The sequence below is a fragment of the Collimonas fungivorans Ter331 genome, assembly GCF_000221045.1.
Taxonomy (GTDB): Bacteria; Pseudomonadota; Gammaproteobacteria; order Burkholderiales; family Burkholderiaceae_D; genus Collimonas; species Collimonas fungivorans_A.
On record NC_015856.1, the window covers coordinates 1,080,446 to 1,102,881 of the forward strand.

Below are 22,436 nucleotides of genomic sequence, written 5' to 3' on the forward strand. Positions count from 1 at the left end.
CTTCTGGTCGATTCCATATATTGGTGAGTTACGGTTTATTATGCTTAGCATCGGAACTGTCGCGGGTTCAAATATTCCAATCTCTAGGTTGGGCGGGGAGGCTATCGACTGAGAGAGGTTATGGCAAGTGGCTCTTGAAATCTAACTTTCATCCGTCGGTTAATTTCCCTATCAGACCCTGACTGATTGTTATTCCACCACTCAAAAACAAGGTAGCCATCCTGTGATCTCAAAGTTGGGTTCAATATCCCACCATGGTACCAGCCGATCTCCGAGGGCTCATCGAATTTGACCATATAGAGCAGTTCCCCTTCGGGGGTGTATTTTTCAAGTTCGACTTTGCCCTTTCCGAATTCTCCAGCATAGGTACCTGTCCAGATTCCCTCGCTGTCACATAACATAAATCCTTGGCGGTTTACCATACGCTTCGTACCTGTTGAATCAGAAGCGAATCGTCGCTGCAGCGAGCCCCTCGATACCTGTGGTGCCATTTTCTGGCAAAGATCGGTCCGTCTCGCATCCCACGCCAAATTTTGCCATTCGTCGCCACTAATTTTTCGAACCGGCAAGTAAGTTTCTGTCTCTAACACTTCCAAAGCTACGTCACGTATAAGAGGCAGCTGCCGCGGGCTGGCATTTTGACCTTGAAATACGGTGGCTTGTCTTAAAAATTCACCCAAATCAATGGTGTTTTTTGTGTTTGCACCACAGGCCTGCCTCTTAGCCATGTCTACAGCAAACGTCATTGTCGCGAGTTTTATCCCGTCTCGCCGATCTGTAGCGGTTAACGTATATACAATTAGCTTCTGGTAGCGTGGCGCCATCTTTTCTTCTTCCGGATCCGACGCTTGATGACTAACTAGTACATCGGCGATCGACGAATCAACGATCATCTCCTGAAATGGGATAGAGTTTTCAAAACTATCGAGTTGCCGGCCGGATCCCATTCTATATACGGTCTTCGGTACTGATCCCGAACCTGGCCCCCAGTCGAGTCCAATGGACGTCACCCTAGTCATTGGAGTGTGCAATATCTGAATACCAGTGTGTTCGCATGCGGCCAAGAATTGTGGATCTGACGCGTCAGCTTTTAAGAGATTTTGCGACGTCGCGAAGGCAGTAAGACAAGCAAGCGCCAGGAACGCCGGAGACACCAGAGAAAGCACTGCAAGTCCTATATTTTTTTTATGAGCCATTTTTACGGAAAATATAATTGTTACGAGATGAGCCAGTCCAAGAAATACGCCAACGTACGTTGCAAAGCGTTCACCGCTGAGCAGTGAGAAGCCAAAAATCATATACGAAAAAAGTCCACCAACGACTATTGCAATCACATAGAAAACTATCTGCATATGGGCAAACTTTCAGCGGATAACGATGCGAGCAGCGATGCTCAACACGGCTTCATATATTGCAAATGGAAATAAGCGGGGAATCTCCAAGGAGGAGCCAGAAAGAAATCCCAAACGGGTTCTTGTTCATCTGCTCAATAGCAGCAAAACCACGAATGAATGTTGACACATGGTAACTATAGAAGCAACAACGGATTTATGGAGTACACAAAGGCCCGTTTCCGGCCCAGGATGTATAAAAACATAAATTTAAAAAATATGGGGTAGAGGCACCCTTGCCGACGACATGCAAGCGGCCGATAACCGCCTATCGCCTTGCGACCCGTTGCGGTTATTCGAACTTCTACATTGCGGACACTCGTTACGACGTTATATGTCCGGATTCGACCTACGCGCTCGCATGAGATATTTATATTATTCGACTTTGAACTTTCTCATGTCTTCAGAAAGGTCGATATGTCCTTGTCTTTCCAGTGTGCCCACATCCCAGACACGTAGAGGAAAAAATCATCGGATTCTTCGTCCAATGAATCGTAAGTCGGGTCAATATTTGCCAAGAACGCACCGGCGAACAAGTATTTGACGGTGAAGGTGGCCTGGCCAGCTTCACGAATTTTAAACCGCCTAAGAAAACCTCGAGTGACACTGAATTCATGGTTATTCCGTAAGCGCCATTGCTTAGTCCCGTGTTGAAAAATCAGCGACTCGTGGTCCTTTCTGATTGCAAACCATTTTCCGCGCTGTCGCCATAAATACCCCCAATCGGCGCTTTCGCGCGACGCCGGTATTTTAGGACCGACAACTCCTGTCAGTTCGTCGAACTGTCTAACGCCGCCGGCGTGCCAATAATATGCAAGTAGCATTTCTTAACTTCTAAAGTGAAGGGTCTCAAGATTGTTGATGCTTATTTTGCTCGATGCATTTTGTCGCAAGTTCGTCTATACGAAGTAAAGCAGGTTGAAGGTTTCTCCAGCAATCTGATAGGGTATGCCTACCCACTTATCAAAGTGAAATCCTTATTAATGGCCGCTTGTGGCCGAATTGCCTCATCGGCAAGCTCAAATATCGTACTCATATCTTTGCCGAATAGGTATAGGACTCGCCATCGGAATCTATATAACTCCCGTTGAAAGTGGTCCCATCTGGAGAAATACTGTGCGCCTCTGCTGATTTTCCACTCAGTGCGCCAAGTTTTTTAACTCCCTCTGTTTTTGTATAAATAAAGGCATGGTTGTAGTACGAATATAGATGGAAGTTAAATGCTCCAAAATACTTGCCAACAATCACAGAACCATTATTTGAAATGCCGGTGGCGAAAGCCGCTACCCCTCCTATTGCACCAATGTCTCGCACACCATCGGCACGAGAATATACAAAAGCATGGTCACTACCGCCTGTAACATGGAAATTTCCCACAATTAGTGAACCGTTAGCCGAAACACCTTGGGCGAAAGCGGACTCCGCACCAAAGCTACCAAGGTCTTCAAATCCCTTTGATTGAGAATATCTGAAGGCATGGTAACGCGAAGCATTTTCTGGAGTTAGTGAATATAGAAAGCTTCCAACGATCACTGAACCATCTGCGGAAACTCCATTTACTGATATTGATTTTTGACCCATTGTACCGAGGTCTTGAAATTCATTTGAATGCGTATAGCGGAAGATATGACTACCATCATTTTTATTATAAAAGCTTCCCGCAATCACTAAGCCATCAGCAGAAATACATATATTTGCAATGTCTTTCCCAGCCATTGTTCCGAGATTTTCAATTCCATTGGATCGCGTGTAGCGGAAGATTTGCCAATTGTGCGGCGCTTGATTATTTCTGAATTGGCCAACAACCACAGACCCATCGTCCGAAATACCTTTGATATGAACTGATTTTGGCAATCCGCCAATTGCAGCGACTTTAGATGAGATGTTGGTGGCATTTGTTACAAGTGGCCCAGTCCCCACGCATCCTGTAACGAGAAAGGAAGTGAAGATTGTCAACAGTATTATTTTCAACAATGAATGCTCCTAGATGAAAAATCGGCGCCATTAACCGCACTATATTCGGTTCCGTCGCTATGACTTATGCCAGTGTGCAAGAACAACAAATCCAGTAAATGCGTCAATCCATCGCTTCATTCAACGCACCTGCTCAATCAAGCCCATGGCACAGGGAATGGCCGATTTGGAGCAGAAGTTTGACAGCCGGCCTTTGGCCGATAGGTGACTTTTGCATTCAACGCCATTCACGGCAGCTTCCAGGAAATCGGGCGACTTCCACCTATATTGGCGCCCGTTGAAGTCAGGCGCGGATGGTGGTCCACTAACACCCCAACCAACGGTTCCTGTCGGGCGAACGCGCTGCGAATATCGTTCCATGTGATGCCGCTAAGTGGGAGCTTGAGACGTTGCACAAGTGTACCGTGTGCCTCACACCAGGCGAGATATAGAAACCGCCCGCTAGGCGGTCCATGCGCGAAGGAACCAAATAATATAGGCGCGTCGGACTTCCCCAGCTTCACTTGAAGCGTCAGGTCGAATGAAATCGTCCCATTTGCTCCTCGGACACCTGTATGTAAGAGCCCCTCCTTGTCCTGCATTCCGAACGTGCCTGGCTTCCCACTCCAATTAAGTGGCCCATTGCCGTCGTAGACTAGCCTGAGACATACTGATTCCATCATTGAAGCCCCATAAATTCATTGACAGTCGACTTCTGACCGCTACCAGGAGTTAACTGCCCGATTTCATAGAAATTAGACTCGCACAATCCAAAACCAATAACGAATATGCAGCGTGTAAGCGTCCGCTCTAGGCCACATGCGCTATCAACGACCGCTTGTGGCCGTGTTGAGCCGGTTGCGATAAGATAATTTGGACCCGAAGCTGTCGTTCTGTTTATTAGAGAGCAGTCATTCAAACATTTTTTGCGGGTGTGCCAGTCCACCATCCCAACTTTGTTGATAGGTCGGAATATCTGCATTGCAGAAATAATTTTCGTAAATGATTTGCGTCTGTGCATGCGCATTGAGAATCGCGATTGCAGCGAACAGTAAAATAAACAAACTACAGATTTTCCGATAAGACTTCATCGGTGCTTTCGAGGTTGTGGACGATTTTCCGCATGAAATTTTCACCGCACGCTGTCTACTCAATTCGAAGCCACGGCCAGCGAGCCTGGTACGACGCCGCTTTGCGCTCGAACAAATTGCGGTGCGGTGTCAAGGGATTCATGGTCAGTACACCTTCGCGCAACATTGCAAGTCCGTTTGGTGCATAGATCGAACCCGGGCGAACGCCGACACAGGTAGCTGGAATAAGGAAGCGGTCAATGCCGTCGCATGTGCTACGCAGCGCCTCGCACGGATGACCGAAGTACGACTCGTACCAGAGATGCACCCGCGCCTGGTTCGATGCTTCAATCTTCACTCCCAAGTCGGCCAGCGCATCATCAACACGTGCCTGCACATTCCGTTCGGCCGCCTCGCTCAGATCGTTGGCATCGAAGTAAAACAGATCATAGTCTTTGATATCCGCTTCTGGTGCACGGCCGGCCTGCAGATTCCAGACCGTCTGGAAGAGGCACCCCGCGACCAACCACGCATCCGGGAGCGCCAGGGCATTCCAGCGATCGAGGATAACGCGATTGCTGTGGTTGGCCAGGATAGCGGCGAGAAAATGGTCTTGCATCACAACTGACGCTCCGTTATCTGGTGAGAACAATACCCGACTTTAAAACAATTCCTTCTGCCTGCCCACCAAAGCCGCAAAATTATCGTCCAGGAACGGCAATATCGCGTCCGCCAGCGGCTGCAGCTGCCGGGTCAGATAATGGTCGTAGTCAATCGCCGAGCGCTGCGTTTCCAGCGGCTCGGGGCCGGACGTGGTCATCACGTAGCTGATCCAGCCGCCGTTCTGGTACTGCAACGGCCGGCCTTGCTCGCGATTGAATTCATCGGCCACGCGCGCGGCGCGCACGTGCGGCGGCACATTGCGCTCGTAGGCATCCAAAGGTCGCCTTAGCCGCTTGCGGTAGACCAGCAACTCGTCGAATTCGCCGTTCAGCGTGCGGCTGACGTAATCGCGCACATAAGCCTGGTAGGGCTCGCGCTTGAATATGTGCTGGTAAAGCTGCTGCTGGAATTCCTTGGCCAGCGGGGTCCAGTCGGAGCGCACCGACTCCAGTCCGCGGTACACCATTTCGTCCGCGCCGTCGGCGTTGACGATCAAGCCTGCGTAGCGCTTCTTGCTGCCCAGTTCGGTGCCGCGGATGGTCGGCATCAGGAAGCGGCGGTAGTGGGTGTCGAACTCCAGTTCCAGCGCGCTTTCGATACCCAGGGTTTGCCGCAGATGCAGGCGCCACCATTGGTTGACGTCCTGCGCCAGGGTATTGCCGATCTTGGCGGCCTGTTCCTCGGTATGCGGCTGCTTCAGCCAGACGAAAGTGGAATCGGTATCGCCATAGATGACCTGGTAGCCTTTGGCCTCGATCAGTTCGCGCGTCTTGTGCATGATTTCATGGCCGCGCATGGTGACCGACGACGCCAGGCGGGGATCGAAGAAACGGCAGCCGGTCGATCCCAGTACACCGCAGAAGGCGTTCATGATGATCTTCAAGGCTTGCGACAGGGGCTGGTTGCGCTGGCGTTTTGCCGTTTCGCGCCCTTGCCAGATCTGGCTGACGATGCCTGGCAGGCAGTGCTTGCTGCGCGAGAAGCGGCCGCCGCGGAAGCCCGGCACGGAATCGCTGTCGCCGGGATGCTGCATGCCTTCGATCAGCCCGACCGGATCGATCAGGAAAGTGCGGATGATGGAGGGATACAGGCTTTTATAGTCCAGCACCAGGACCGAATCGTACAGGCCCGATTGCGAATCCATCACAAAACCGCCGGGGCTGGAATCGCCTGCCACTTCACCCAGGTTCGGCGCGACGTAACCCTGGCGATGCATGTGAGGAAGATACAAATGGCTGAAAGCAGCCACCGAGCCGCCGCTGCGGTCTGCCGGCAAGCCGGTGACGGCGGCGCGTTCCAGCAGGAATTCCAGCAGTTCGGTCTTGGCGAAGATGCGCGTGACCAGCTCGCAGTCTTTCAGGTTGTAGGTCGCCAGCGCCGGTTTGTCTTCGGCGAAGCGGCGGTCGATTTCCGCCATGCGCTGGTAGGGGTTGGTGATGGATTTGCCTTCGCCCAGCAGGGTTTGGGCGACATGCTCCAGGCTGAAGGAAGGGAAATTCCAGGTCGCCGATTTCAGCGCTTCGATGCCGTCGATGATCAGGCGGCCGGCCGCGGAGGCGAAATGGTGGTTCGGCTTGAAGCCGTGTTCGCGCCACTCCATCAGGCTGCCGCCGCGGCCGATCAGCAGCGGTACTTGGTATTCCTGGGCATGTTTTTGCAGGACGCGCAGGTCGAACTGCACCAGGTTCCAGCCGATGATGGCGTCGGGATCATGCCGCTCCAGCCATTGATTCAGTTTCTCCAGCAGGAGCGGGCGGCTGGCGCAATACTCCAGGTCAAAGTCGATTTCGCTGGCGTCGCCGTTGGGCGGCCCCAGCATGTACACCTGGCGCTGGCCGCAGCCTTCGAGGGCGATCGAATACAAGTCGCCATGCGCCGTGGTTTCGATATCGAGCGATACCAGCTTCAGCTGCGGACGGTATTCGGGCGCGGGTTTCATGGTGCTGTTGAGCATGGGGCCGCTGCCATTTTTTTCGCCTGCAAACCAGACCGGGGCGGTGATGAAGCGCTCCATCAGGTAGCGTTCTGGCGGGCGGATATCTGCCTCGTAGACGTCGACGCCGTCATCCCTCAGCAGCTTGTCCAGCTTGATCAACTGACGATGCTGCTGCAAATACAGGCCCAGCACTGGCCGGTACTGGAAATCCTTCAGGAGCAGCGGACGCAGCTCGAACCGGCGTTCGTTGCGCAATACGCTTTCAGCCTGCTGCTGTTGCTCGACGGGTATGAAGGCCACCGATTCCTGGGGAGCCAGGCGGATCTGCTGCGGGCCATCGTCAGTCGCCAGCCAGAACTCGACTTCTGTACCATTGGGAGTGTCGCGCCAGTGTCTGGTGAGGATGAAGCCTTGTTGTGCCACGCTACTGCCTTATAGAGCTGCTTATATATACGCCTCGCCTGCGCATCGGCACGAGGGATGCCGGGGAAAGACCGGGTCTTGCAATGATACATTTCATGATTGCATTTTGCTTCGGTCGCCGGCCCGCAAGAATGCAATTATTTCGAAACTCTGGCCGTCGCCTCGTTGTCGGAGCAGAGGAGCCTGGGATGAGATCGCGCAAGGATGGTGTCATAGTTATTCGCAATCCCGGTGATAGATTTAAATGCAAACTAGATTGCTTGCAATTTAATTTTTAGCGATATATTATTCAAGCCATGGACACCAGCAAACAATCGACTGCAAATCTCGCACCGGAATCATTCGGGCCGGACAGCTTGCTGCTGGACAATCAGCTGTGCTTTGCGCTGTATTCGGCATCGCTGACCATGACCAAGCTTTACAAACCGCTGCTGCAAAAAATGGGGTTGACCTATCCGCAGTACCTGGTGCTGCTGACCTTGTGGGAGCGTGACGAGCTGACTGTGTCGGCCCTGGGCGAGCGTCTGTTCCTGGATTCCGGCACGCTGACGCCTTTGCTCAAGCGCCTGGAAAGCAGCGGGTTTTTGCGGCGCCAGCGCTCGCCGCACGATGAGCGCCAGGTCATCGTCAGCCTGACTGCGGCAGGCAACAACCTGCGCCAGCAAGCGCTGGAGATACCGCAGCAGGTGAGTTGCAGCGTCGAATGCTCGCTGGACGAAGTGAAAGCGCTGACCCAGGAGTTGCGGCGTTTGCGTGCCGCGATGGCTGGCAATATCGCTTAAAGACAGAGGGCCTGATTTTGTATAGAAAATATATTGCGAGCAATATAATTGTGTAATTAAGAATCACCTTATGGCGCGTTTCATTCTTGCGTCATTTAAATGTTGTACCTTTGATCCGGATCATCAGTACGGCCGACTGTATCGATCCAAAGGATTTTCCAACCGGCCAATAAAGGAAACCATCATGTCAGTCGAAAAAGTTCTGTACCGCGCCCAAGCCACTGCAACCGGAGGCCGTGACGGCCGCGCCGTGTCATCCGATAACGTGCTGGACGTCAAGTTGACCACACCGAAAGAACTGGGCGGCGCCGGCGGCGAAGGCACCAATCCTGAACAACTGTTTGCAGCCGGTTATTCCGCCTGCTTCATCGGCGCCATGAAATTCGTCGCCTCGCAAGAAAAAATCAGCCTGCCTGCAGACGTGTCGATCACCGGCCTGGTAGGCATCGGCCAGATTCCCGGCGGCTTCGGCATCGAAGTCGAATTGCGCATTTCCCTGCCTGGCATGGACGCCGGCGCTGCAGAAGACCTGGTCAACAAGGCGCACAAGGTCTGCCCTTATTCCAACGCAACCCGCGGCAACATCGACGTTACCCTGACCCTGGTGTAATCAACGGGGCGGATCGCGATCTGTATCCGCCCAGCCTGGCTTGCCAGGCTTTTTTTTTAAGCCAGGCTGTCAGCCGAGCTTGAAAACGGCGGCGGTCCGCGCCAGCTGCGCGGCCTGGTCCTGCAGGCTCTGGGCGGCGGCCGCGGCCTGTTCGACCAGCGCGGCATTCTGCTGGGTGATGTCGTCTATGTGACCCATGGCGCGGTTGATCTCTTCGATGCCGCTGCTTTGCTCGCCGGTCGCCGCCGTGATTTCATGCATCATGTCGGCCACCCGCTTGACCGCAGCGACTATACCCTGCATGGTCTGGCCGGCAGCATCCGCCAGCTTGCCGCCGGCATCCACCTGTTCTACCGAATCGCTGATCAAGCCCTTGATTTCCTTGGCGGCTGTAGCTGAACGCTGCGCCAGGTTGCGCACTTCCGCCGCCACCACGGCAAAACCGCGTCCCTGTTCGCCGGCCCGCGCTGCTTCCACCGCGGCATTCAGCGCCAGGATATTGGTCTGGAAAGCGATGCCGTCGATCACGCCGATGATGTCATGGATCTTGCGCGAACTGTCCTTGATCGCATGCATCGTCTCCACTACCTGGCCGACCGCCTGGCCGCCTTCGATCGCTTGCCCCGATGCGCTGATCACCAGCTGGTTGGCATGCTGGGCGCTGTCGGCGCTCTGTTTCACCGCCGCCGTCAGCTGCTCCAGCGAGCTACTGGTCTGTTCCAGCGAAGCCGCTTGCGATTCGGTGCGGGCCGACAGGTTGGCGTTGCCTTCGGCGATCTCCTGCGACGCGCGCGCCATCTCGCCGGTGCCTTGCCGCACGTTGCCGATGACGCCGGCCAGGCCCTGGCTGATGCCGTTGATGGCTTGTTCAAGCTGGCCGATTTCATCGCCGCGGTCGCTCGCCAGGGTGGCGCTCAGGTCGCCCGCCGCCAGTTGCTGCGCAGCCTGCTTGACTCTTTCCAGCGGCTGGCTGATGGTGTTGCGGATCAGCCAGTACAGCGCCGCCACCATGATCAGCACCGCCGCCAGGCCGAACAGAGCATTGCGGTTGCGCAGGGTGGTGATCTCTTGCGTCAGCTCGGCGGCATCCTCGTTGCCGACAATCAGCCAGTTCCAGTTCTTGTACAGCGCGAAGGCGGCGATTTTTTCCGCACCGGCGCCTTCCTGCAAGGCGTAACGCATGCTGCCTTCCTTGCGTTCCAGGATGTCCTTGATGAATTCGCGGCCATCGGTGTCCTTCTGCGCCAGCACATTCTTGCCTTCGTCGGCCGGCGCCACCAGCAGCTTGCCCAGGTCCTTGCCCTGGGCAGCGTTGAGCACGTAGAAATAACCGGACTCGCCCAGCTTGACCGAGCGGATGCGAGCCTTCAGCGTTTCGATATCGGCGGTGATGTCGACGCCGACAAACAATGCGCCGACGATGGCGCCGGCCTCGTCCTTGACCGGGTTGTAGGCGGTCATGTACTCCTTGCCGAACAGGGTGGCGCGACCGATATACGACAAGCCGCCCTGCAGGCGGGCGTATCCGGGATGGCCGTGGTCAAGCACGGTGCCGATGGCGCGTTCGCCGTTTTCTTTCTTGAGCGAGGTCGAGATGCGGATGAAGTCCTCGCCGTTCTTGACGAAGATTGTCGCCACTGCGCGGCTGGCTGAGGTAAAGCTGTCGGCCACCGAAAAATTCATGTTGATGGCGTCATTGCCGTTCTTCAGCAACGGCACCGGCTTGCCGGCGACATCGACGGTCTTGCTGCCGTCGATAGAAAATTTTGCGGGGAAATAACTCGCCAGCAGCAATGCGAAACGCTCGGCTTCGCTTTTATGGCTGGTATCGAATGTATCGAGCATCTGGATCATGGTGCCGGTCCTGCCGGAAATGTCGCGCGCTCCGCGCTGTTCCAGCAATTGCGAGGTGGAGCGGGCGCTGGCCCAGCCGTAGACCAGGAAGATCACGGCGGCCAGCAAAAAGGTAAACAAGCTGAGCTTGATGCCTACGTTGAGGCTGTTGAAGAATTTATTGTTCATTGACTATCCTTTTCTTGTTAGGCGGAGTGAAGCGGCGCGTTGCATCCTGCCGAATTCCTGGCAATCAAAGTCAATAACGACAACTTTCGCGAAAGTTGAAGGGTTGGAAGCGGGACCGGCTGTTTTGGGGCCTGAAGAAACGGCGCAGCCTGCCGTTAACACGAACAGGAAAGCGGCTGGCCAAAATCCGCTTTCCCGAACCAACGGCTCGCGTGCAACTGAAACCCCATCTGAAAAGAAAACCATGACCTGGTTCTACAACTTAAAAATTGCGACCAAGCTGCTGCTGTCGTTCGCCTTGATATTGATGCTGACGCTGGTGCTGGGCGTAGCTTCGATCACGCAACTGGGGCAAGTCAACGCCACCACCAACGAAATCAACAGCAACTGGCTGCCGAGCGTACGGATGCTGCTGACCCTGAAGAGCAACCTGGCGCTGCTGCGCAATGTCGAAATGCAGCACGTCATGTCGAACGATGCGGCGGACATGGACAAGAGCGCCCAGTTCATCGGCGATATCCGGGGCGACGTGCAAAAGACCCTGAGCGAATATGCGCCGCTGGTTTCCGAGGAGGAGCGGGCCGTATACGATCAGCTCAAGGATAAGATCCCGCGTTACCTGGAGATGGACAAGAAAATCGTCGACATCTCGCGCGCCTTCAGGAAAGACGATGCGATAAAAGAAATACGCGGCGATTCTCTGGCTGCCATCGTCGAACTGGACAAGCAGGTTGAACGCCTGGTGAAAATCAATAGCGACGGCAGCGCCGCCTCTGCCAAGGACGGCGAAGCCATCTACAACAAGGCGCGGTTCTGGATGATAGGGCTGATGATCGCGATGCTGCTGCTAGGTTTCGCCCTGGCGCTGTGGATTGCGCGCGTGGTTGCCCAGCCGCTGGAGTTTGCGGTAGACGTGGCGCGCCGGGTTGCCGGCGGCGATTTGACGGCAGATATCGAAGTCAGGTCGAGCGACGAGACCGGGCAGCTGATGCAGGCGCTGAAAGACATGAACCACAGCTTGCAGAAGATCGTCGGCGAAGTCCGCAGCGGCACCGATACCATCGCTACCGCCTCCGGCCAGATCGCGGCCGGCAACCAGAACCTGTCGCAGCGCACGGAACAGCAAGCCAGTTCGCTGGAAGAAACCGCGGCCTCGATGGAGCAGCTGACTTCCACCGTCAAGCAGAATGCCGACAACGCCAGCCAGGCCAACCAGCTGGCGGTGTCCGCCTCGGAAGTGGCGCTGCATGGCGGCACCGTGGTGACCCAGGTGGTCAGCACCATGGGCGCCATCAATACCTCTTCGAAAAAGATCGTCGACATCATCGGCGTGATTGACGGCATCGCTTTCCAGACCAATATCCTGGCGCTGAATGCCGCGGTGGAAGCAGCGCGCGCCGGCGAACAAGGCCGCGGTTTTGCGGTGGTGGCGGCGGAAGTGCGCAGCCTGGCGCAACGTTCGGCGGCCGCGGCCAAGGAAATCAAGGGACTGATCGACGATTCGGTCGAAAAAGTCGGGCTCGGCACGCGCCTGGTGGACCAGGCCGGCAGCACCATGGAGGAAATCGTGGCCAGCGTGCGCCGCGTGACCGACATCATGGGCGAAATCACCGCCGCCAGCCAGGAGCAGACCGCCGGCATCGAGCAGATCAACCAGGCCATCAGCCAAATGGACCAGGTGACCCAGCAAAACGCCGCTCTGGTGGAAGAGGCAGCGGCCGCCGCCGCCAGCCTGCAGGACCAGGCCGGCGCCCTGGCCGGAGTAGTCGGCGCCTTCAAGCTGGAGCGTGCGCACAATGCGGCCCAGGCAAACAGGATGATCGATATCACGCCGCACGCGCAGATGTTGCGCGGCGCCGCGGCTTGACACCGTCATGGCCGGAGCAAGCGGGGTTTCAGGCGCTTGTTTGCGGCATCGGCATGGGGCCGCCATGTTTATATTGCAATACGGGCAGTTGCCGCGGCAGGCGGCCCTGCCAACCATGTTAAGGCGCACTGAATGACTATCAAACCGAGCACCAGGTCTGCTGCTTCAGCTCGGGATTTTTTGCTGACCGACGGCGATTTTTCCCGGGTCCGCGCGCTGATCCACCAGCGCGCCGGCATCGCGCTGGGCGAGCAAAAGCGCGAGATGGTCTACAGCCGCCTGTCGCGCCGCTTGCGCGAACTGGGCATGAACGACTTCACTTCCTATCTGGCCTTGCTGGAAGCCGAGAAGGACAGCGCCGAATGGCAAGCTTTCACCAATGCCCTGACCACCAACCTGACGGCGTTTTTCCGCGAGGCGCATCATTTTCCGCTGCTGGCGGAGCATGTAAAAAAATGCGCGGCGCCGGTGACAGTCTGGTGCTCGGCCGCGTCCACCGGCGAAGAGCCGTATTCGATCGCGATGACGCTGATCGAAGCGCTTGGCAGCCGCGCCGCCACGGCCAGCGTGATCGCCACCGACATCGATACCCAGGTGCTGGAGAAAGCTGCAGCGGGTGTCTACACCATGGAGCAGGTCAGCAAGCTGCCGCTGGAACGCCTCAAGCGGTTTTTCCTGAAAGGCAGCGGCGCCCGCGCCGGGCAGGTGCGGATACGGCCGGAAGTGGCGGCCATGGTGAAGTTCGGCCAGGTCAACCTGCTCGATACGCAGTGGGGCTTGAAGGAACCGTTCGACGCCATCTTTTGCCGCAACGTGATGATCTATTTCGACAAGCCGACGCAGAACAGGATCCTGCAGCGCTTTGCCCCCCTAATGAAAGCGCAAGGCTTGCTGTTTGCCGGGCATTCCGAGAATTTTTCCTACGCCAGCCAGCCGTTCCGGCTGCGCGGCCAGACCGTGTATGAGCTCGATCCAAGGCAGGCCAAAGGCGGCGCATGATTTCAGCGGCGCAAGAGTCGATGGCGACCCATCATTATTTTGACCGCGAATTCGACAGCGCGGCGGTCAAGCTGCTGCCGAACGAATACTACGTCACGCCCGACGACATGGTGCTGAGCACCGTGCTCGGTTCTTGCGTGGCCGCCTGCGTGCGCGACAGCACCGCAGGAGTCGGCGGCATGAACCATTTCATGCTGCCCAATGACGGCAATCCTGGCAGTTCTGGCAGTAGCGCTTCGGCTTCCATGCGCTACGGCGCTTATGCCATGGAAATGCTGCTGAACGAACTGCTGAAGGCAGGCGCGCGCCGGGAACGGCTGGAAGCCAAGGTGTTCGGCGGCGGCGCGGTGCTGGCCAACATGACGATGCTCAACATCGGCGACCGCAATGCCGATTTTGTCTTGCGCTACCTGCAGATGGAGCAGGTACGGGTGGCGGCGCAGGATTTGCGCGGCAACCTGCCGCGCCGGATCAGTTATTTCCCCAGGAGCGGCAAGGTCATGGTGCGCAGGCTGCACCGTATCAACGATGCCGAACAAGTCCAGCGCGACGAACAGCAGCTGGTGCAGACGCTGGCGCAGCAGCCGGTGCGCAGCAAGGTGGAATTATTCAATACGGTCGTTGGCAAGAGAGCCGTAAAACAAGGTGGAGGCAGCGCATGAGCGATAAAAAAATCAAGGTATTGTGTGTCGACGATTCAGCGCTGATACGCAGCCTGATGACGGAAATCATCAATAGCCAGGCGGATATGACGGTGGTGGCGACAGCGCCCGATCCGCTGGTGGCGCGCGACCTGATCAAGCAGCTCAATCCGGACGTGCTGACGCTGGACGTCGAAATGCCGCGCATGGACGGCCTGGATTTCCTGGAAAAACTGATGCGCCTGCGGCCGATGCCGGTGCTGATGGTGTCCTCGCTGACCGAACGCGGATCCGAAATCACGCTGCGGGCGCTGGAACTGGGGGCGGTCGATTTTGTCACCAAGCCGCGCCTCGGCATACGCGAAGGCCTGCTGGAATATACCGACCTGATCGCCGACAAGATCCGTGCGGCGGCCCGCGCCCGCCTGCAGTCAGTGCGCCGCTCCGACGCCGATGCGGCGGCAGCGGCCGGATTGACGCCGATGCTGCGCAGCCCTTTGCTGAGTACCGAGAAGCTGATCATCATCGGCGCTTCCACCGGCGGCACCGAAGCGATCCGGGAAGTCTTGCAGCCGCTGCCGCCGGATTGCCCGGGCATCATGATCGCGCAACACATGCCACCCGGGTTTACCCGCTCCTTTGCGCAGCGCCTGGACGGCCTGTGCCGCATCACCGTCAAGGAAGCGGAGCACGGCGAGCGGGTGTTGCCGGGCCACGCTTATATCGCACCCGGCGGCTTCCATCTGTCGCTGGCGCGCAGCGGCGCCAATTATGTCGCGCATCTGGACCAGGAAGATCCGGTAAACCGCCATCGGCCATCGATCGATGTGTTGTTCGATTCGGTCGCCCAGCATGCCGGCAAGAACGCCATCGGCGTGATCCTGACCGGCATGGGGCGGGATGGCGCAGCCGGCTTGCTGCGCATGCGCCAGGCCGGCGCCTATACCCTGGCGCAAGACGAAGCCAGCTGCGTGGTGTTCGGCATGCCGCGTGAAGCCATCGCCATGGGTGCGGCCAGCGAAGTGGCCGGTATAGCCGAAATGAGCACCCGTCTGATGGCGCGCCTGATGTCGTACGGCGAACGCTCAAACCGGGTGTGAAACGGGTGTGAAACGGGTGTGAAAATTATCTGCCCTGCATTTTTTGACATTTGTGACGTTATACAGGCATGGCGTCAGGAATTCATGCAGGCCCTATTTATAGTGTGGAGTAATCATGGTTGATAAAAGCATCAAAATTCTAGTGGTGGACGATTTTCCCACCATGCGGCGGATTGTGAGAAATCTGTTGAAGGAACTCGATTTCGTCAATGTCGACGAAGCCGAAGACGGCGCGGCAGGGCTGGCCAAGCTCAAGGACGGCAACTTCGGGTTTGTCGTGTCCGACTGGAACATGCCGAACATGGATGGCTTGACCATGCTGCAATCGATACGCGCCGATCCTACCCTGGCCAGGCTGCCGGTGCTGATGGTGACGGCCGAAGCGAAGAAGGAAAACATCATCGCCGCCGCCCAGGCCGGCGCCAACGGCTATGTGGTCAAGCCGTTTACCGCGGCCACGCTGGAGGAAAAGATCACCAAGATATTCGAAAAAATTGCGAAAGAGAGTGCTTGATATGAGCCTCGCCTTACAGATGCCGGTCGCCGGCGATTCCGCCGAACAGCTGGTCAACCGCATCGGCCACCTGACTCGCCTGCTGCGCGAAAGCATGCGCGAACTCGGCCTGGACCAGGAAATCGCCAAGGCAGCGCAGGCGATTCCGGATGCCCGCGACCGCTTGAACTATGTGGCGGCGATGACTGAACGCGCGGCCGAGAGAGCCCTGAACGCGATTGACGTCGCGCAGCCGATCCAGGAAACGCTCAGCAAGCAGGCCAAGACGCTCAACCAGCGCTGGGACGAGTGGTTCGTCAGCCCGGTCGAGCTGGACGATGCGCGGGTGCTGGTGCTGGATACCCGCAATTACTTGAAAGACGTGCCGCGGCAGGCCTCGGCCATCAATGAGCAGCTGATGGAAATCATGATGGCGCAGGATTTCCAGGACCTGACCGGCCAGGTCATCAAGAAAATGATGGAAGTCGTGCAGGAAATGGAAAAGCAGCTGCTGCAGGTGCTGATCGACAATACGCCGCTGGAAAAACGCAGCGACGGCAACGGCCTGCTGAACGGTCCGCAAATGAAAGCCGAAGAGAACCCCGATGCGGTTTCCGACCAGGAGCAGGTTGACGACCTGTTGTCCAGCCTGGGTTTCTGAAGCTGGCAATTGTGAATCCGCATCATGTCTGAAAACGGCCAGGGTGATGGCAGACACGCCCTGGCCGCAGCGATTGCCTGAGCAGCAGCGCTATCCCCGCCTTGTTTGCCCGATTGCATCTGCGTGCTTGCATCAATAATCGACATTGATAGGGCGCTGTTCGTCCCTTCTGGTTCGGAGCATGCATGGCGGAAGAAAGCGATCTCGAAAAAACGGAACCCGGTTCTCCCCGGCGCCTGGAAAAGGCGCGCGAAGAAGGCCAGGTTGCCCGTTCGCGCGAGCTGAGCACGTTTGTCATGCTGAGCACCGGCATCGGCGGCTTGTGGCTGACGGCGGCGCCGATGGCTGAGCACATCGGCCATGCCTTGCGGCAGGGCATGCAATTCAAGCGCGCCGCCGCCTTCGACTCCGCTTACATGCTGACCCAGGCCGCCGCTGCCGGACAGGAAGCGCTGCAGGCCTTGCTGCCCTTGCTGGCCATGCTGGCGCTGGCGGCACTGACAGCGCCGCTGATGCTGGGCGGCTGGCTGTTTTCTCCTGATGCGCTGGCGCCGAAATTCTCCAAGCTGAACCCTGCGACCGGCATCGCCCGCATCTTCTCCAGCCAGTCGCTGGCGGAACTGTTCAAGGCATGCACCAAGTCGGTGCTGGTGGGCGGCATCGCCTACTGGGTCATGTCGCGCAACCTGGATACATTGCTCGGGCTGCTGAGCGAGCCGGTGCATGGCGCGCTGGCGCATACGGTGCGGCTGGTGGCCAACTGCTGCGGCCTGATCATCGCTTCCTTGCTGCTGGTGGCAGCGATCGACGTGCCGTATCAGTTATGGAGTTATTACCGCAAGCTGCGCATGACGCGCGAAGAGCTGAAGCAGGAACACAAGGAAAGCGAAGGCGATCCGCACGTCAAGGGCCAGATCCGGCGCCAGCAGCAACAGATGGCGCGGCGGCGCATGATGGCCGAGGTGGCGACCGCCGATGTGGTGGTGACCAATCCGACCCACTTTGCGGTCGCGCTCAAATACAGCGACAAGGAAATGCGCGCGCCGCGCGTGGTGGCAAAAGGCACCGACCTTGTGGCGCTGCGCATCCGCGCCATCGGCGCCGAACACAAGATTCCCATGCTGGAAGCGCCGCCGCTGACGCGGGCGCTGTATCGCCATACCAGCCTCGGCGAAGAAATCCCGGCCGCCCTGTACACCGCGGTAGCTGAAGTGCTGGCCTGGGTTTACCAGCTGCAGCGCTGGCGCAGCGAGGGCGGCATTGCGCCGCGCGCTCCGGCCGACCTGGCGGTTCCCGATTCATTAGACACTTTAGCGAGCCCGGCATGAAGCCTGCAGGATCAGCTTTTTCATTCAGTTCCTTGCCCCGCCTGGGGGCCGCCATATTGGCCGGCAACAGCGTCAAGGGCATGGCTGGTCCGGTGCTGATCATCATGATCCTGGGCATGATGATATTGCCCTTGCCGCCTTTCCTGCTCGATTTGCTGTTCACCTTCAATATCGCGCTGTCGGTGATGGTGCTGCTGGTCAGCATGTACACCATGAAGGCGCTGGACTTTGCCGCTTTTCCCACGGTCCTGCTGTTTTCGACTTTGCTGCGCCTGTCGCTCAACGTCGCTTCTACCCGGGTAGTGCTGCTGGAAGGCCATACCGGTCCGGATGCCGCCGGCAAGGTGATCGAAGCCTTCGGCCATTTCCTGGTGGGCGGCAATTTTGCGGTCGGCATCGTGGTTTTCGTGATCCTGGTGGTGATCAATTTCATGGTCATCACCAAGGGCGCAGGACGGATTGCCGAAGTCGGCGCGCGTTTCACGCTGGATGCGATGCCGGGCAAGCAGATGGCGATCGACGCTGACCTCAACGCTGGCCTGATCGGCGAAGACGTGGCGCGCAAACGCCGCGCAGAAGTCGCGCAGGAAGCGGATTTCTACGGTTCCATGGACGGCGCCAGCAAGTTCGTGCGCGGCGACGCCGTGGCCGGTTTGCTGATCATGGTGATCAACGTGGTCGGCGGCCTGATCGTCGGCGTCGCCCAGCATGGCCTGGATATTTCGGTGGCGGCCAAGAACTACACTTTGCTGACCATCGGCGACGGCCTGGTGGCGCAGATCCCGGCGCTGGTGATTTCCACCGCGGCCGGCGTCATCGTCTCGCGCGTGACGACCGATGAGGACGTCGGCCAGCAGCTGATGGGGCAATTGTTTTCGAATCCGCAGGTGCTGTTCCTGACCGCCGGCATCATCGGCCTGATGGGACTGGTGCCGGGCATGCCGCATGTGGCGTTCCTGATCATTGCCGGCGGCCTGGTCTATCTCGGCCGGCGCTTGCTGCAGAAAACCGCTGCGGCGGAATATGCGGCCAAGGCGCCGCCGCCTTCCGCCGCGGCTGCAGAGCCGGCAGACGCCAGCTGGGACGACGTGGCGCTGGTCGATCCGCTCGGGCTGGAAGTCGGCTACCGGCTGATTTCGCTGGTGGACCGCAGCCAGAACGGCGAGCTGCTGGGGCGCATCAAGAGCATCCGCAAGAAATTCGCGCAGGACATCGGTTTCCTGGTGCCGGTGGTGCATATCCGCGACAACCTTGAACTCAAGCCGAATTCCTATGTGATCACGCTGAAGGGCGTGGAGATCGCCAACGGCGAAGCCTGGCCCGGGCAATGGATGGCGATCAACCCGGGCCAGGTCAGCGCCACCTTGCCCGGCGTGCAGACGGTCGATCCTGCCTTCGGCCTGCCGGCGGTATGGATCGAAAGCCATATGCGGGAACAGGCGCAGATCTACGGCTATACCGTGGTCGACGCCAGCACCGTGATCGCCACCCACCTGAACCACCTGATCCATGCCCATTCGGCGGAACTGTTGGGGCGGCAGGAAGTGCAGCAGCTGCTGGACCGGGTCGGCAAGGATGCGCCGAAGCTGATCGAGGACCTGGTGCCGAAGCTGCTGTCGCTGACGACATTGCAGAAAGTACTGCAAAACCTGCTGGACGAAAGCGTCTCGATACGCGACATGCGCACCATCCTCGATGTCCTGCTGGAACACGGAGCCGCAGTCAGCGACGCCACCGAGCTGACCTCGCTGGTGCGGCTGGCGCTGGGCCGGGCCATCACCCAGCTGCTGTTCCCCGGCAACGGCGAACTGCAGGTGATCGGCCTCGACAGTTCGCTGGACCGGGTCCTGCTGCAGGCGCTGAGCAATGGCAGCGGCCTGGAGCCGGGACTGGCCGACAGCCTGCTGGCGCAGACCCAGGCGGCGATTACGCGCCAGGAGCAGTTCGGCCTGGCGCCGGTGCTGGTGGTGCAGCATCCGCTGCGGGTCTTGCTGGCGCGGTTTTTACGGCGCAGCCTGCCGCAGCTCAAAGTGCTGTCGCATGCCGAAATCCCTGACACCCGCACCATCAAAGTAACCGCCACTATCGGAGGCAAAGCTTGAACATGAGCTTGAATTTGAACACAAGCATGAGCACTGACAGCGTCACCATCGTCGCGCCGTCCAGCCGCGAAGCGCTGCGCCTGGTGCGCGAGCAGCTGGGGCCGGACGCCATCATCGTTTCCAGCCGCGTGACTGCCGCCGGCGCCGAAATCGTCGCCATGCTGGAATCTGCGGGCGATGCGCGTACGGCGCCGGCATCAACCCCCGCTGTTGCTGCACCGGCGGCGCAGCCGGCAGCAAGCGCCGCCGCGTCATTCGGCATGGACAGCAACGGTAGCGTTATCAGTGAAATTCATTCGATGCGCGGCATGATCGAAGAGCAGCTGGCCGGCCTGGTGTGGAACGACAAGCAGCGCCGCGATCCGGTGCGCGGCCACCTGCTGCGCACCTTGCTGGGCGCCGGCTTCAGCGCCAGCCTGGCGAAAGCGATGCTGGATCATTTGCCGACCGGCCAGAATTTTTCCTCCGGCATGGCTTGGGTCAAGGCTGAACTGGCGCGCAACCTGCCCTTGATGGAAAACGAAGATGCGCTGATGGATGGCGGCGGCGTCTACGCCCTGATGGGCCCGACCGGAGTAGGCAAGACCACCACCACCGCCAAGCTGGCGGCGCGCTGCGTGATGCGCTTCGGCGCCGACAAGCTGGCGCTGCTGACTACCGACAGCTACCGCATCGGCGCATTTGAACAGCTGCGCATTTACGGCAAGATCCTGGGTGTGTCGGTGCACGCGGTGAAAGACGCTGCCGACCTGCGGCTGGTGCTGGAGGATTTGCGCGACAAGCACATGGTTCTGATCGACACGGTCGGCAAGAGCCAGCGCGACCGCAGCGTGTCCGACCAGGTCGCCATGCTGTGCGGCGCCGGCCGTCCGGTCAAGCGCCTGCTGCTGCTGAACGCCGCCAGCCATGGCGACACCCTGAATGAAGTGGCGCACGCCTATAAGGACAGCGCCGGCGGCAACCAGCTGGCGGGCTGCATCTTTACCAAGACCGACGAAGCCACCCATCCCGGCGCATTGCTGGATACCGTGATCCGTCACCGGCTGCCGGTGCATTACGTCTCTTGCGGCCAGAAAGTGCCGGAAAACCTGCTGCTGGCCGAGCGTACGCAACTGGTCGACAGCGTGTTCCAGAACGCCAGCCGCAGCGCCTTGTTTGTTCCGGGCGAAGCCGGTCTGGGCGAACTGCCGGCGGCATTGAACAACGATATCGAACTGGCTGCCGCAGCGGCCGCCACGGAACGTTTGCGCAGCCAGTGCCAGCAACTGATCCGGGTGCTGGCGCACGATGCCGAAGAACTGGCCGCCAACGCCCGTGCGCTGGCCGATGGCGGAATCGGCTTCGAGACCAGCAGCGGATTGTGGCGATGCCTGGCAGACGACAGCGCAGGCAGCCAGGCGGTAGCGCACACACTGATGGCGCACGCAAAAACGGAAATAGGCCTTGCCTGCACCACCCATGTGCTGGCAATCAGCGGCAAGACCGAACTGGTCGCCAGCCGCAGCGGCGACGCTTATGCCTTGCAGTCCAGTCTATTGCTGTCGGATCGCGACGGCGTGCCGCTGGCGGCGCCCCATCAATTGCTGTCGACCGCGCTTGCCGCCAATGCAAGCAACGTCATGCCGACACCGGCGCTGCGCCAGCTAGCCTGGATGCATGGCCAGGATTTCGGCAAGCCGGTGGTGCACCTGCTCGACAGGATGCCGGCGCCAGGCCTGATCGATTCCTGGCAGGCCGGCGGCCTGTCATGGCTGGCCCGGGCTCGCAGCACGACGCGCGTAGAGTGCGACGGCGTCGGGACAACCGTGGCGCGACTGACCGCGCAACTGGTCTTCACTGCGCCGCAGATGATTACTTACAAAGGCAGGCCGGCGCAGCAGACACTGGCGGAAACGGCAGTCACCCTGGATGGCGATTTGCGTTGCGTTGCCGTGCGTATCACCGATCAGCCCAACGGCAAGCTGCTGGCCAGCTGGCATTTGCTGACCAATCTGGGGCCGGCGGCGACGGCATCGCAGCTGGCCGCATGGAGCTGCTGGAAACAGGCCGCCGATCCCTATTACAAATTGCTCAAGCAAGCCATCCTGCAGCTCGGCGCCTGCACCGAACCGGGCGACAGCCATATGCAAAAGCGCTTGCTAGTTGCCGCCCAGGTCAGCACCACCGTCTGGCGCCTGGCCCAGAGCCGGAACGACTGGGCCGCTCCGGCGCGCACATTGCTGGCGCAACTGGCCGGACACCGGATCCGTTCCGGCTCGGTCACCGTCGCCTCCGCTGCGGCGCTGTTTGAAGGTTTCGGCAAGCTGATCGCGCTGCTGGATGCCCTGGCGCTGGACGCCGATAACGTTGCCGCCGTGGCGCCGGCGCACGGCGCGGCGGCGTTGCCCGGATGAGG

Annotated in this window: 18 protein-coding genes; 11 read left to right on the top strand and 7 right to left on the bottom strand. The window is 58.6% G+C overall.

What is annotated here, in order from left to right; translation table 11 throughout:
* Window positions 1–101: 101 nt before the first annotated feature.
* The 6 genes from CFU_RS04740 to CFU_RS04755 all read right to left on the bottom strand — a co-directional run bounded on the left by CFU_RS04740 (window position 102) and on the right by CFU_RS04755 (window position 7,436).
* Window positions 102–1,352 carry a hypothetical protein gene (locus CFU_RS04740; protein ID WP_014004904.1) on the bottom strand — a complete coding sequence of 417 codons (1,251 nt, stop codon included), beginning with the start codon at window positions 1,350–1,352 and terminating at the stop codon, window positions 102–104.
* A gap of 434 nt (window positions 1,353–1,786) precedes the next feature.
* Window positions 1,787–2,215, bottom strand: coding sequence for a hypothetical protein (locus CFU_RS04745; RefSeq protein ID WP_041741322.1), 429 nt, complete (start codon window positions 2,213–2,215; stop codon window positions 1,787–1,789).
* Window positions 2,216–2,423: 208 nt separating this feature from the next.
* Window positions 2,424–3,362, bottom strand: a complete 939-nt coding sequence (locus tag CFU_RS24360) for a hypothetical protein (protein WP_148264760.1) — start codon at window positions 3,360–3,362, stop codon at window positions 2,424–2,426.
* Between the two features lie 230 nt (window positions 3,363–3,592).
* Window positions 3,593–4,027: a DUF5990 family protein gene (locus tag CFU_RS25485; RefSeq protein WP_425304686.1), complete on the bottom strand. Its 435-nt coding sequence runs from the start codon at window positions 4,025–4,027 to the stop codon at window positions 3,593–3,595.
* Window positions 4,028–4,490: 463 nt separating this feature from the next.
* Window positions 4,491–5,033: a nucleotidyltransferase family protein gene (locus tag CFU_RS04750; protein ID WP_041741323.1), complete on the bottom strand. Its 543-nt coding sequence runs from the start codon at window positions 5,031–5,033 to the stop codon at window positions 4,491–4,493.
* Between the two features lie 42 nt (window positions 5,034–5,075).
* Complete coding sequence (locus CFU_RS04755) at window positions 5,076–7,436, bottom strand: DNA polymerase II (RefSeq protein WP_014004906.1); 2,361 nt, start codon at window positions 7,434–7,436, stop codon at window positions 5,076–5,078.
* 296 nt (window positions 7,437–7,732) lie between these two features.
* Here CFU_RS04755 and CFU_RS04760 point away from each other — a divergent pair, with 296 nt between their 5' ends.
* Together CFU_RS04760 and CFU_RS04765 are read left to right on the top strand one after the other, a co-directional pair.
* Window positions 7,733–8,218, top strand: coding sequence for a MarR family winged helix-turn-helix transcriptional regulator (locus CFU_RS04760; RefSeq protein ID WP_014004908.1), 486 nt, complete (start codon window positions 7,733–7,735; stop codon window positions 8,216–8,218).
* 184 nt (window positions 8,219–8,402) lie between these two features.
* Window positions 8,403–8,828: an organic hydroperoxide resistance protein gene (locus CFU_RS04765; protein ID WP_014004909.1), complete on the top strand. Its 426-nt coding sequence runs from the start codon at window positions 8,403–8,405 to the stop codon at window positions 8,826–8,828.
* Window positions 8,829–8,897: 69 nt separating this feature from the next.
* On the opposite strand, the gene CFU_RS25360 is transcribed toward CFU_RS04765, so the two are convergent.
* A complete protein-coding gene (locus CFU_RS25360; RefSeq protein ID WP_014004910.1) occupies window positions 8,898–10,850 on the bottom strand; it encodes a methyl-accepting chemotaxis protein in 1,953 nt (650 codons plus the stop codon).
* A 244-nt stretch (window positions 10,851–11,094) separates the two neighbouring features.
* Between CFU_RS25360 and CFU_RS04775 the strand changes: the two genes are divergently transcribed.
* The 9 genes from CFU_RS04775 (at window position 11,095) to flhF (ending at window position 22,434) form a co-directional block, all read left to right on the top strand.
* The gene (locus CFU_RS04775; RefSeq protein ID WP_148264761.1) at window positions 11,095–12,717 is read left to right on the top strand and encodes a methyl-accepting chemotaxis protein; all 1,623 of its coding nucleotides are present in this window, start codon (window positions 11,095–11,097) and stop codon (window positions 12,715–12,717) included.
* Window positions 12,718–12,849: 132 nt separating this feature from the next.
* The gene (locus CFU_RS04780) at window positions 12,850–13,716 is read left to right on the top strand and encodes a CheR family methyltransferase (protein WP_014004912.1); all 867 of its coding nucleotides are present in this window, start codon (window positions 12,850–12,852) and stop codon (window positions 13,714–13,716) included.
* The gene (cheD, locus tag CFU_RS04785) at window positions 13,713–14,378 is read left to right on the top strand and encodes a chemoreceptor glutamine deamidase CheD (protein ID WP_014004913.1); all 666 of its coding nucleotides are present in this window, start codon (window positions 13,713–13,715) and stop codon (window positions 14,376–14,378) included. The genes CFU_RS04780 and cheD overlap by 4 nt, the downstream gene beginning before the upstream one ends.
* Complete coding sequence (locus tag CFU_RS04790; RefSeq protein ID WP_014004914.1) at window positions 14,375–15,457, top strand: protein-glutamate methylesterase/protein-glutamine glutaminase; 1,083 nt, start codon at window positions 14,375–14,377, stop codon at window positions 15,455–15,457. The genes cheD and CFU_RS04790 overlap by 4 nt, the downstream gene beginning before the upstream one ends.
* 115 nt (window positions 15,458–15,572) lie before the next feature.
* Window positions 15,573–15,971 (top strand): chemotaxis response regulator CheY, encoded by a 399-nt coding sequence (cheY, locus tag CFU_RS04795; protein ID WP_014004915.1) that lies wholly within the window; start codon window positions 15,573–15,575, stop codon window positions 15,969–15,971.
* 1 nt (window position 15,972) lies between these two features.
* The gene (cheZ, locus tag CFU_RS04800; RefSeq protein ID WP_041741324.1) at window positions 15,973–16,611 is read left to right on the top strand and encodes a protein phosphatase CheZ; all 639 of its coding nucleotides are present in this window, start codon (window positions 15,973–15,975) and stop codon (window positions 16,609–16,611) included.
* A gap of 185 nt (window positions 16,612–16,796) precedes the next feature.
* On the top strand, window positions 16,797–17,939 hold the full coding sequence (flhB, locus tag CFU_RS04805) for a flagellar biosynthesis protein FlhB (protein WP_014004917.1): 1,143 nt from the start codon (window positions 16,797–16,799) through the stop codon (window positions 17,937–17,939).
* Entirely contained in the window at window positions 17,936–20,041 is a 2,106-nt protein-coding gene (gene flhA / locus CFU_RS04810) for a flagellar biosynthesis protein FlhA (RefSeq protein WP_014004918.1), read from the top strand. The genes flhB and flhA overlap by 4 nt, the downstream gene beginning before the upstream one ends.
* A 26-nt stretch (window positions 20,042–20,067) precedes the next feature.
* Window positions 20,068–22,434, top strand: coding sequence for a flagellar biosynthesis protein FlhF (flhF, locus tag CFU_RS04815; protein WP_041743003.1), 2,367 nt, complete (start codon window positions 20,068–20,070; stop codon window positions 22,432–22,434).
* The last annotated feature ends 2 nt before the right edge of the window (window positions 22,435–22,436 follow it).